We start from the raw sequence: 11,247 nt of genomic DNA, 5'->3' as shown, positions 1-11,247 counted from the left end.
GCAATGGCTTTGACCGATGTGGAGGTCTTGCAGGCCTCTTTGGCGACCTGCAGTTTGAAACGCGCGTCGTATCTGTTCATGTATCCCTCGGGTTGGAACTGGTGTCCAACTCCCGGGGGTCACTTCACCTTGGGGGCTTGGCCGCGGCATCCATGCCGCGGACACCCCGCACTACCCACCCACCCGGCCGCTGACAGATTCCGGGTGCTCCTCACCCACGGAAGAGAAAAGAAGATCAAAAGCAAAGGCAGCCTGGCAGGCTGCCTTTTGCAGAACCGAGCCCACGCTCGGCTGCTGTCCGGCCGGTCCGCGAAGCCGAGCATGGGCTCGGCTCTACACGAGCAAGCGCAGTGCGGCGACCCGCTGTTGATCTTCTTTTTCTTCTCCGTGGGTGACAGGCCACCGAAATCTGTCAGCGGCCGGTCGGGTTGGGTGCGCGGGGGTGTCAGCCGCATGGATGCGGCTGCCAAGCCTCCAGGGACGGATTCACGGCGTCCCCCGCGCACCCAACCCGACCGGCCCACTCGCAGCTTCTGCCTTCAACGACCCACCCAATGCTCCACCCACGAGAGGCTGCGCCGTTGGCTGGAAACTACAACCCGATGCCGGCGTCGCCCTCGGGCTCCAGCGCCTTCACCAGCACCGCCGCCTGCGTGCGGCTATGGCATTCGAGCTTCTTCAGGATCGCGGTGACGTGCACCTTCACCGTGTTCTCGGCCAGGCCCAACGTGTAGGCGATCTGCTTGTTGAGCAGGCCATCGGCCAGGCACAGCAGCACGCGGAACTGCTGCGGGGTCAATTGGGCCAGGCGGCTGGCCAGCAGCGCATCGGCCTCGGAGCGTTCTGCGGCCATCGCCGGGAACCACAGTCCGCCGTCCAGCACCGCCTGCACGGCTTCGCCGATGGTCTCGGCCGGGGCCGACTTCGGGATGAAACCGGCGGCACCGAACTGCTGGGCGCGGCGGATCACACGGGGGTGGTCGTTGGACGAGAGGATCACCACCGGAATGTCCGGGTGCGAACCGCGCACGTGCAGCAGCGCGGAAAAACCATGTGCACCGGGCATGGTCAGGTCAAGCAGCACCAGGTCCACATCCGGGTGTGCGTCGAGTGCTTCGGCCAATGCCTCGGCACTGGCGACCTCGCGCACCTGCGCCAGCGGCAGGCTCTGCCGCAATGACTGCACCACCGCCGAACGCAGCAGCGGGTGGTCATCGGCGATCAGGATGGTGTATTCGCTCATGCCGCCATTGTACGGGCAGGCCGGAGCCTCAGCGCCCTGCCGGCTCCACGCTACTGCGCCAGGCATCCAGGAACTGGCGGCGCTTGAGTGCATCCAGATACACCAGCAGTCCCGGACCCAGCTGGATCGGACGACGGCTGCGACCCGGTGCGTCTTCGCCCCGTGCGCTGCCGGTCACGATCGGCATCAGCCGTGCCTCGCGTGACAGCACCTGCTGGCCTCGCGGCGACAGCAGGTAGTCGAGGAAGCGTCGCGCTTCTTCCGGGTGTGGGCCGGTGCGTGGAATCACCGCGGTACGCAGCACCACCAGCGTGTAGTCCTCGGGCTCCACGATCGCCAGCGGGGCACCCGCGTCGATGCGCGCCTGCGCGTAGGAGCCGAGCACGTTGTAGACCAGCGACAGCTGTCCGCTGGCGACCTTGTCCAGCAGTACACCGGTGCGCTCCTCGCGCACCACGTCGTTGTCGCCCAGCGCGCCCAGCAACGCGCCGGCGATGCTGCCACGCTGCGCATCCTGGGTAGACAGCAGGTAGCCGACGCTGCTGCGCTCGATGTCATAGGTGCCGACCCTGCCGCGCAGCGGTGCCCCCTCCGCGCGCAGCCGGTCCAACAGCTGGCGGCGCGTATGCGGCACCTTCGCCGACGGCAGCGCACGGGTGTTGTAGACCATCACCACCGGCTCGTAGCTGATGCCGAATGCCTCGTTGCGCCACTGCGCCCAGGCCGGCAGCGCGGCGGTCTGCGCCGAGCGATGTGGCAGCGCGTGGCCATCGTTGACCAGCTTGGTCTGCAGGTCCATGCCGCTGGAGATCAGCAGGTCCGGCGATGCCGGTCCGCCACGGTCGTGCAGGTAACGTGCGTACAGGTCCTGGGTGATGATGTCCTCGTACACCACTTCAGTGCCGGGGTGCAGCCGCTGGTAATCGGCAATCACTACCGCGAACACTTCGATGTCAGTGGTGCCGTGAATGCGCAGCTGCGCAGTGGCCTTTGCCTGGGCCGGGAAGCGGCGCACGTCGCCCGGTGCCGCAAGCACCGGCACGGCCAACAGCAAGGCAACGGCAGCAGCGAACAGGCGGATCATGGACTGCTCCGGGGCAGACGGATGGTCGCGACCAGCCCGCCCTGCGGACGGTTGCTGAGGTCGATGCGGCCGCCGTGGCTGTCGACCACGCGCTTGACGATGGCCAGGCCAAGCCCGGCGCCGCCGGACGGCGCGCCTTCGCCACGGGCGAAGCGCTCGAACACGCGTTCGGCATCAGCGGCGGCAATGCCGGCACCGTGGTCGGCGATGGTCAGCACGGCCTGCCCGCCTTCCACGGTCAACGCGATCTGCAACGGGCCGTCACCGCCGTACTTGAGTGCGTTGTCGACCAGGTTCTTGATCGCCTCGCGCAGCAGCAGTGCATCACCATGCACCTGCACCGGCTCGGCCGTCATCGCCAGCTGCACGCGCGGTGCCGGGCCGGCCTGGGGCAGGGCTTCATGCAGGGCCTGGTGCACGGTCTCGGCCAGGTCCACCGCCGCAAAACGCTGCAGATGCGAGCGATGGATCACGCTGGCATCGCTGAGCAGCTGGTTGAGCAGCCGGCTCATGTGGGTGGCATTGCGCTCGATCGCCTGCAGGCTGCGCCGCATGTCTTCCGGGTCGTCGTCATCCAGCGCCAGCTGTGCCTGCGCGCGCAGGGCAGCCAAGGGTGTGCGCATCTGGTGGGCAGCTTCGGCCATGAATGCACGCAGGGTTTCATTGCTGCTGGACAGGCGTTCCATGAAGCGGTTCAACGCCGCCACCATCTGGTCCATCTCGCGCGGCACGCGCGCATCCAGTGGCTTCAGGTCGGACGGCTCGCGGCGCGACAGCTCGCGTTCCACCCGCACCAATGGCCGGAACGCGCGATGCACGCCAAAGGCCACCAGCGCCAGCAGCAGCCCGGACAGCACACCGATCGCCAGCAATGCACGGTTGACCATGTCCTGCGCGACCGCTTCGCGCGCACGCCGGGTCTGGCCGACCTGCACCTGTACTTCCCCCTGCGCCGAGGCGGCGGCGAAACTGCGGCCGACCACCACGAAGCGCACGGTCTCGCCGCTGTACGCCGCATCAAACAGCTGCGGTTGCGTGCCGGGCCGTCGCGGCGGCGCCGGCAGGTCGCCGTAGCCGGTGATCAGGTTGCCGCGGCTGTCGGCGACCCGATAGAACACGCGGTCTTCCGGGGCCATCGCCAGCAGGTCCAGCGCGGCATAGGGCAGATCGACCTGCCATTGGCCATCGACCAGGGCCACCGAATCGGCAATGGACAGCGCCGAGGACACCAGCAGGTGATCGTAGGAACGGTTGGCGGCGCGCTGGCCATAGCCGCGCGCGGCAAACAGCAGGGCCACCGCGAACACCGCCAGCAACGCGCCGAGGTAGAGCAGCAGCGTGCGCCGCAGCGAGCCCGGTGCGGCATTCGCGGTACGCGCGTCAGCCATCGGCGTCGGCGCTGTCATCGCTGGTTTCCAGCAGGTAGCCAACGCCGCGCACCGTGGTGATGCGCAGCGGTGCGCCTGCCAGCTTTCTTCTCAGGCGACCAACATACAGCTCGATGGCATTCGGGCCGGCTTCGTCGTCGAAGCCGAACAGGCCGTTGCCGATTTCGTCCTTGCCGACCACCTGGCCGAGGCGGCCGACGAGGATCTCCAGCAGCCGGTATTCGCGGTTGGGCAGTTCGATCGGTTCGCCGTCGAGACTGACCCGGTGCGCCGCGTTGTCGAACTGGAAGCCGCCAATCTGCACCACTTCGCTGGCCTGGCCACGCGCACGCCGCAGCAGCACGCGGCAGCGCGCCTCGAACTCGCGGAAGTCAAAGGGCTTGCCCAGGTAGTCGTCGGCACCGACATCCAGCGCCTGCACACGGTCTTCGATGCCATCGCGCGCGGTCAGCATCAGTACCGGCGTGCTGTCGCCGCGCTCGCGCATGCCGGCCAGCACGCGCAGGCCATCGAGCTTGGGCAGGCCGATATCCAGCACCACCAGGTCGAAGCTCTGGTAGCGCAGCACGCTGGCTGCGGCCAGGCCATCGGCCTGCCAGTCCACGGCGTGCCCGCTGCGGCGCATGCGGCGGATGATCGCATCGGCCAGATCCGGATTGTCTTCGACCAGCAGCAGGCGCATGGGCACGGGGGTGGGAGGGGAAACGAATGCTACCGCATGCCGCTGCCGCGCTCGCCGGGCCCCGCCCGGAGGCAGCAGCGGGCCGCTTTACGCTGCACCGCACAATCCGTTGACAGGACGATGACAGCTTGCCCGACCCAGACTGCGGCCGCGCACCGTCCGGTGCCCACGATTGCCGCGCGCCTGGCGCGCACCTGGGAGGGTTTGTGGAATTCACGTTTGCCTGGCGGCGTCCTGCCGCCATGATGGCTCTGGCTGCCCTGTCAGCGCCGGCCTTTGCCGCCGAAGACGACCGTCCGGTCACGGCCTCCCTCGGGGGCCGCCTGCACCTGGACTTCGCCACCTTCGACAACGACAACCGCGGGACGCCAAACAAGGACGACACCGAGATCCGTCGCGCCTGGCTGGACGTGTCGGGCAAGTTCTTCGTGGTCGACTACAAGCTGGAAGCCGATTTCTCCGGCGACCGCGTCGAGGCCAAGGACGTGTACCTGGCACGCAGCTTCGGCAAGGCCGGCAAGCTGACCGTAGGCCAGTTCAAGCAGTACTTCTCGCTGGATGACCGTACCAGCTCCAACTACGGCAGCTTCCTGGAACGCGGCAATGCCGGCACCACGCTGGCGCCGCTGTACCGCCTGGGTGCGTCATGGCAGGCCAACCCCGGTGACTTCACCTGGGCGGCCAGCATCTACAGCCTGGAGAGCATCGACGCCTGGCAGGTGAAGGGTCGCGCCGCCGGTGGCCGCGTCACCTGGGCGCCCTCGCCCAGCGACGGTGACGTGCTGCACCTGGGCCTGTCGCTGGCCCGCGAGGCCTACGACAACCCCGGCGCCAACGGCGTGCCCGGCCTGCGCATCCGCCCGCGCCCGGCCGGCCACCTGTCCGACGAGAGCCGCCTGACCCTGGTCGACTTCTCCGCCGGCCGCGATACCGACGTCAACAAGTGGTCGCTGGAATACGCGCAGGTGCGCGGCCCGCTGTCGTGGCAGGGCGAGTTCAGTGGCGCCACCTTCGATGACGGCGCCCAGCGCGGCGACGTGATGGCCGCCTACGGCATGCTCAGCTGGTTCGTGACCGGCGAAAGCCGCGCCTACGACCGCAAGACCGGCCGCTTCGCGCGGGTGAAGGACATCCGGCACAAGGCCGGTGCCTTCGAAGTGGCGCTGCGCTACGACCAGATGTGGGGTGCACAGCACCTCGATGGCGCGCCGGACCTGCGCCGCGGCAGCACCGAAGCGTGGACGCTGGGTGGCAACTGGTACCTGCGCGACAACCTGCGCTTCATGCTCAACGTGATTGAAAGCCGCAACCGCGACCGCCTCGCCGGGGTCACGGTGGACCGCACGCGCGCGGTCACCGGGCGCCTGCAGTACGACTTCTAAGCCTGATATCCCGGGCATGCCGCCCGGGCCCCTTCCACTTCCCCACGTCCTGTTTTCGCAAGGAGTCCGCAGATGATGCTGAGCATCCTCGGCTTTGGCATGGTCATTACGTTCATGTACTTGATCATGAGCAAGCGCCTGTCGCCGCTCGTCGCCCTGATCACCATCCCCATCCTGTTCGCGCTGATCGGCGGCTTCGGTGCCAACATCGACGAGATGATGCTGGAGGGCATCAAGAAGATCGCGCCCACCGGCGTGATGCTGATGTTCGCCATCCTCTACTTCGGGGTGATGATCGACGCCGGCCTGTTCGACCCGCTGGTGAGGGTGATCCTGCGTTTCGTCAAGGGCGATCCGATGAAGATCGTGCTTGGCACCGCGGTGCTGGCGATGCTGATCTCGCTCGACGGTGATGGCTCGACCACCTACATGATCACCGTCTCGGCGATGCTGCCGCTGTACCAGCGGCTGGGCATGAACGCGCTGAACATGACCTGCGTGACCATCCTTGCCGGCGGCGTGATGAACCTGACCCCGTGGGGCGGCCCGACCGCACGCGCGGCCACGGCGCTGCACGTGGACCCGGCCGACGTGTTCGTGCCGCTGATCCCGTCGATGGTGATCGCCTGTGCCGGCGTGCTGCTGCTGGCCTGGTACCTGGGCCTGAAGGAACGCCGTCGCCTGGGCGTAGTGACCCTGCCCAAGGGCGGCAGCTGGATGGACAACAGCGTGTCCGATGACAGCAACCCGCTGCCGACCGTGGAAGACGCCGAAGACATCAAGCGCCCGAAGCTGCTGTGGGTGAACCTGGCCCTGACCGTGGCACTGATGACCGCGCTGATCATCGGCGTGCTGCCGATGCCGGTACTGTTCATGGTCGGCTTCGCCATCGCCCTGGTGATCAACTACCCGAACCTGGCCGAGCAGCGCCGCCGCGTGGTCAACCATGCCGGCAACGTGCTGTCGGTGGTGTCGCTGATCTTCGCTGCAGGCATCTTCACCGGCATCCTCAACAACACCGGCATGGTCGAAGCGATGTCGCACAGCTTCCTGGCCGTCATTCCGGAATCGTGGGGCCCGTACCTGGCGGTGATCACGGCGGTGGCGTCGATGCCGTTCACCTTCTTCATGTCCAACGACGCGTTCTACTTCGGCGTGCTGCCGATCCTGTCCGAGGCCGCCGGCAACTACGGCATCACCCCGGTGGAAATGGCGCGCGCCTCGCTGGCCGGCCAGCCGGTGCACCTGCTCAGCCCGCTGGTGCCGTCCACCTACCTGCTGGTGGGCCTGGCCAAGGTCGAATTCGCCGACCACCAGAAGTTCACCCTGAAGTGGGCCATCGCCATCTCGATGCTGCTGATGGTCGGCAGCCTGCTGTTCGGCCTGTACCCGCTCGCCGCCTGACCCTCTACCAAGGAGCCTTCTGCAATGACGCTTCGAATCGCTTACGTCACCAGCGGCATGGGCAGTGTCGGTACTGCCATCTGCCAGAGCCTGGCCCGCAGCGGCCACACCGTGGTTGCCGGCTGCGCGCCGAACTCGCCGCGCAAGGCCAACTGGCTGCGCGAGCAGCGCGAACAGGGCTTCGACTTCATCGCCTCCGAAGGCAACGCGACCGACTGGGCCTCGACCAGCGCCGCGTTCGCCAAGGTGCGCGCCGAAGTCGGTGAAGTGGACGTGCTGGTCAACAACTCCGGTGGCAGCCGCGACCTGCTGTTCCGGCAGATGACGGTGGAGGACTGGAACGCGGTGATCGCCTCCAACCTCAATTCGCTGTTCAACCTGACCAAGCAGGTGGTGGACGGCATGGCCACGCGGGGCTGGGGCCGCATCATCAACATCGGTTCGGTCAGTGCCCACAAGGGCCAGATCGGCCAGGTGAACTACGCCACCGCCAAGGCCGCGATGCATGGCTTCAGCCGTGCGCTGGCCGCGGAAGTGGCCTCGCGTGGCGTCACCGTCAACACGCTGTCGCCGGGCTACATCGCCAGCCAGGCGATCAGCAGCTTCCCGCCGGATGTGCTGGACCGGCTGGCCGCCTCGGTGCCGGTGCGCCGCCTGGGCCGCCCCGAGGAAGTGGCCGGCCTGTGCGCGTGGCTGGCTTCGGATGAAGCCTCGTATGTGACCGGTGCCGACTACGCGGTCAACGGTGGCCTGTACATGGGTTGAGCCCGTCTCCACGCAACGCGTGGACCGCCTCCCCCACGGAGCGCGCGGGGCCGGTGAACCTTCGCTTGCGAGGGGGATCCGACCCCTTTTTTGTTTCTGCATTTTCGGGACGCATTGCCCGATACATCGGCAGAACCGGTGCTATACCTGCCAACGCTCGCTGAGCCCGATGGATGAACGGCCGGAATCGTGGATCAAGGAGGTTGGCATGCGTGCATTGCTGATTGCGCTTCTTGTGGTCGCCACCCCGCCACTGGCGGCCACGCCACCCACTGCCACTGCGGAAGAGGCGGATGCAACATGGCGGCTCGTGGAACGCTGGTCCCTGCAGCTGGCACGCTCTGACCTTGTCGCGCAGCTATCACCACTGGCTCCGGCCGGCTCGCGCTCGGAAGCAAGAATGGGCCGGGGCGACAGCGCCACCATCGATCTGGCGCCCTTCGTGGTCGCCGGGAGGATCAAGGGGCCTTCTGGCCAGATCTACACCGATGCGTCGGGGCGAATCATCAAAGGCATTACGCTGTCGCTGGGCGGCGCCTGCATCTCGCGAAAGCAGATGGGTCGTCGCTACCCCGACTTCAATGTCCTTTCCGTGCCGTCAGGGCATAGCCTGGACGAGTCGACGGTGTTCGGCACGGTAGTGAACGGCATCCAGATCGGGTTCTCATTCTCCGAACATGACCGTGACTGCATGGACCAGCTCAAATTGAGCTGGCCTGGGGAGCGCTTCTGATTCCCATCGGCATACCACCATGACGAACATGTTGCAGGACACGCACCACGGCCCTGCAGCCTTCGTTGGTTTTTCGTAAAGAAGGTTTCATGTTCCGTTCGCATAGTGGCCGTGCACCGCGCACGCGTGCCGGTGACCACCCCCAATGCAACGGACCACCATGCAGACCCGACACCTGACGATCGCCGTGGCGATCGCGCTCTCCGCCGCCGCCAGCGCCCATGCCGCCACCGCCGCCGATACCGGCGCCAGCACCGATGCCGCGCTGAGCGCGCAGACGCTGGATACCGTCTCCGTGATCGGCCAGGGCGAGACCCGCCAGGTGCAGCGCATCACCACCGTCGACAAGCAGGTGCTGCCGCCGGGCACCAGTGGCCAGAAGATCCTCGACCGCCTGCCGGGCGTGTCGGTGCAGTCCAACGATGCCTTCGGCGCCAACGAAGAATCGCAGACCATCAGCCTGCGCGGCTTCGACAAGAGCCGTCTGGGCTACACGCTGGACGGCATCCCGCTGGGCGACAACAGCTACGGCAACTACAACGGCCTGAGCGTCTCCCGCGCGATCATCGCCGAGAACCTGGCCGGTGCCGAGCTGTCGCAGGGCATCGGTTCGCTGGGCGTGGCCTCGACCAGCAACCTGGGCGGCACCATCCAGTACTTCTCGATGGACCCGTCCACCGAATTCGGTGGCCGCGCCAGCGTCACCGTCGGCGACAACAGCCAGCGCCGTGGCTACCTGCGCGTGGATACCGGCGACATCAACGGCTTCTCGGCCTATGTGTCCGGCGTGCACCAGGACCAGGACATGTGGGCCGCGCCGTACCAGAACCAGACCACCCGCCAGTTCAACGCCAAGGCAGTGTGGAACGTCGGCGACCACCGCTTCGGTGCGTTCGTGGCCACCTCGCGCGCCAGCCAGGCCAACTACGCCTACCTGTCCAAGGACATGCTGGCACGTGGCATGGGCTATGACTGGAACATCTACGCGCCGGACTGGGACCGTGCCGTCGCCGCCGCGTACTGCGCGCCCGGCACCTTCAATGCTTCGAAGTGCAAGTACAGCGGCAATGTCCGCAGCATCGACGACGCCTACTACCAGAGCCGCGCACTGCGTGACGACAACCTGTACTCGGTCGATGCCGACCTGCGCCTGGGCGAGCAGGGCCGCCTGAAGCTGCTGGCCTACCACCACGACAACCGTGGCCAGGGCCACTGGTGGGCACCGGGCCAGCCGTCCTACCCGGGCACCGACAAGATGCTGCCGATTTCGATCCGCAGCACCAACTACACGATCAACCGCGATGGCCTGACCGCCGCACTGTCGTGGACGGTCGGCATCCACGAGCTGGAAGCCGGCCTGTGGTACGAACAGAACGACCACAACGTGTCGCGCAACTTCTACTACATCAGCGGCCCGTTCCTGGACGACCTGTACCTGAAGAACCCGGACCGCCTGCTGTTCAACCAGGACTTCGACATCCGCACGCGCCAGTTCTACGTGCAGGACCGCATGCGCTTCCTGGACCAGCGCCTGACCGTGGATGTGGGCATCAAGAGCCCGAACACCCGCATGCGTGCCACCGCCCAGCCGGGCGTGGAAACCAGCATCGCCTCGGGCACGCTGACCGCCAAGGAATCGGTGCTGCCGCAGGTGGGCCTGGGCTTCAAGCTCAACGCCAACAACGAGCTGTTCGCCTCGTATGCCGAGAACATCGCCGCCTTCGTCGGCGGTGGCAGCGGCGGCCCGCTGCAGGTGTCGCCGGAATCGTTCGCGGCCAGCGCCGGGCTTGAGCCGGAGAAGTCCAAGAGCCTGGAAGCCGGCTTCCGTACCTTCGGCGAGAAGTACCAGGCGTCGATCGCGGGCTACAACGTGAAGTTCGACAACCGCCTGCTGTCGTTGAACCCGTGCTCGAGCATCGAAGTCGGCACGCGTCCGGAGTGCGTGACGCGCTTCATCAACGTCGGTTCGGTGAAGAGCTACGGCGCGGAACTGACCTTCATCCTCAAGCCGATCGACGGCCTGCAGTGGTACAACGCGCTGTCGTGGAACAAGACCACCTACGAAGACGACTACCTGTCCGGCGGCGCGGTAGTGCCGGTGGCCGGCAAGATCACCGTGGATACGCCGCAGCGCATGGCCTCCAGTGAGATCAGCTGGAACCGCGACGGCTTCTTCGCCAGCCTGCGTGCCAAGTACACCGGCAAGCGCTACTACACCTACACCAACGACCAGTCGGTGCCGGGCGTGACCACCTTCGACGCCGGTGCGGGCTACGACTTCGGCCCGGGCCTGGGCCTGCGCAACGTGCGGGTGTCGTTGAATGCGACCAACATGACCAACAAGCGCTACGCCGGCCAGCTGAGCTCGTTCGCGCCGACCGATCCGAAGGGTACGCGTTATGCGATCCATGCGAGCGCACCGCGGCAGCTGTTCATGACGGTGGCGGCGGAGTTCTAAGTCGAAAGCGTTGCCCCGCGGCGTCTTGATTATCGTCGCGGGGCAGGGCCGGATGGGCCGGCGCAGGACACGCCGTAAACCCATCCATGGGGGCTCGATGGCGCCATC

The 11,247-nt window shown here is 66.8% G+C and carries 9 protein-coding genes; 5 read left to right on the top strand and 4 right to left on the bottom strand.

The features are described from left to right. Window positions 1-592: 592 nt before the first annotated feature. The 4 genes from EKL94_RS14250 to EKL94_RS14235 are packed head-to-tail and all read right to left on the bottom strand — an operon-like array spanning window position 593 to window position 4,397. On the bottom strand, window positions 593-1,243 hold the full coding sequence (locus EKL94_RS14250; RefSeq protein WP_005414428.1) for a response regulator: 651 nt from the start codon (window positions 1,241-1,243) through the stop codon (window positions 593-595). Between the two features lie 28 nt (window positions 1,244-1,271). Beyond that, window positions 1,272-2,327: an ABC transporter substrate-binding protein gene (locus EKL94_RS14245; RefSeq protein ID WP_126929575.1), complete on the bottom strand. Its 1,056-nt coding sequence runs from the start codon at window positions 2,325-2,327 to the stop codon at window positions 1,272-1,274. After that, on the bottom strand, window positions 2,324-3,715 hold the full coding sequence (locus EKL94_RS14240) for a sensor histidine kinase (protein ID WP_087802434.1): 1,392 nt from the start codon (window positions 3,713-3,715) through the stop codon (window positions 2,324-2,326). Before EKL94_RS14240 ends, EKL94_RS14245 begins: the two co-directional genes overlap by 4 nt. Then, window positions 3,708-4,397, bottom strand: coding sequence for a response regulator transcription factor (locus tag EKL94_RS14235; RefSeq protein WP_126929574.1), 690 nt, complete (start codon window positions 4,395-4,397; stop codon window positions 3,708-3,710). The genes EKL94_RS14240 and EKL94_RS14235 overlap by 8 nt, the downstream gene beginning before the upstream one ends. 242 nt (window positions 4,398-4,639) lie before the next feature. Here EKL94_RS14235 and EKL94_RS14230 point away from each other — a divergent pair, with 242 nt between their 5' ends. From EKL94_RS14230 to EKL94_RS14210, 5 genes are all read left to right on the top strand, one after another. Then, window positions 4,640-5,779 (top strand): OprO/OprP family phosphate-selective porin, encoded by a 1,140-nt coding sequence (locus EKL94_RS14230; protein WP_126929573.1) that lies wholly within the window; start codon window positions 4,640-4,642, stop codon window positions 5,777-5,779. A 75-nt stretch (window positions 5,780-5,854) separates the two neighbouring features. Beyond that, complete coding sequence (locus tag EKL94_RS14225; RefSeq protein ID WP_032130486.1) at window positions 5,855-7,183, top strand: CitMHS family transporter; 1,329 nt, start codon at window positions 5,855-5,857, stop codon at window positions 7,181-7,183. A gap of 24 nt (window positions 7,184-7,207) precedes the next feature. Beyond that, complete coding sequence (gene phbB / locus EKL94_RS14220; RefSeq protein WP_126929572.1) at window positions 7,208-7,948, top strand: acetoacetyl-CoA reductase; 741 nt, start codon at window positions 7,208-7,210, stop codon at window positions 7,946-7,948. A 208-nt stretch (window positions 7,949-8,156) separates the two neighbouring features. Further along, window positions 8,157-8,681 carry a hypothetical protein gene (locus tag EKL94_RS14215; protein WP_126929571.1) on the top strand — a complete coding sequence of 175 codons (525 nt, stop codon included), beginning with the start codon at window positions 8,157-8,159 and terminating at the stop codon, window positions 8,679-8,681. A gap of 160 nt (window positions 8,682-8,841) precedes the next feature. After that, complete coding sequence (locus EKL94_RS14210; protein ID WP_126929570.1) at window positions 8,842-11,139, top strand: TonB-dependent receptor; 2,298 nt, start codon at window positions 8,842-8,844, stop codon at window positions 11,137-11,139. Window positions 11,140-11,247 lie beyond the last annotated feature (108 nt).

Source organism: Stenotrophomonas maltophilia (assembly GCF_003970865.1).
GTDB lineage: Bacteria > Pseudomonadota > Gammaproteobacteria > Xanthomonadales > Xanthomonadaceae > Stenotrophomonas > Stenotrophomonas maltophilia_AR.
Note: the sequence above shows the minus strand (reverse complement) of the source record. Positions and strands in the feature narration are given on the sequence as shown.

What these genes read in the sequence shown, in the direction of transcription:
- EKL94_RS14210 (WP_126929570.1), top strand. Translation starts at nt 8,842, where the DNA reads ATGCAGACCCGACACCTGACGATCGCCGTGGCGATCGCGCTCTCCGCC.
- EKL94_RS14250 (WP_005414428.1), bottom strand. Translation starts at nt 1,243, where the DNA reads ATGAGCGAATACACCATCCTGATCGCCGATGACCACCCGCTGCTGCGT.
- phbB (WP_126929572.1), top strand. Translation starts at nt 7,208, where the DNA reads ATGACGCTTCGAATCGCTTACGTCACCAGCGGCATGGGCAGTGTCGGT.
- EKL94_RS14245 (WP_126929575.1), bottom strand. Translation starts at nt 2,327, where the DNA reads ATGATCCGCCTGTTCGCTGCTGCCGTTGCCTTGCTGTTGGCCGTGCCG.
- EKL94_RS14240 (WP_087802434.1), bottom strand. Translation starts at nt 3,715, where the DNA reads ATGGCTGACGCGCGTACCGCGAATGCCGCACCGGGCTCGCTGCGGCGC.
- EKL94_RS14215 (WP_126929571.1), top strand. Translation starts at nt 8,157, where the DNA reads ATGCGTGCATTGCTGATTGCGCTTCTTGTGGTCGCCACCCCGCCACTG.
- EKL94_RS14230 (WP_126929573.1), top strand. Translation starts at nt 4,640, where the DNA reads ATGATGGCTCTGGCTGCCCTGTCAGCGCCGGCCTTTGCCGCCGAAGAC.
- EKL94_RS14235 (WP_126929574.1), bottom strand. Translation starts at nt 4,397, where the DNA reads ATGCGCCTGCTGCTGGTCGAAGACAATCCGGATCTGGCCGATGCGATC.
- EKL94_RS14225 (WP_032130486.1), top strand. Translation starts at nt 5,855, where the DNA reads ATGCTGAGCATCCTCGGCTTTGGCATGGTCATTACGTTCATGTACTTG.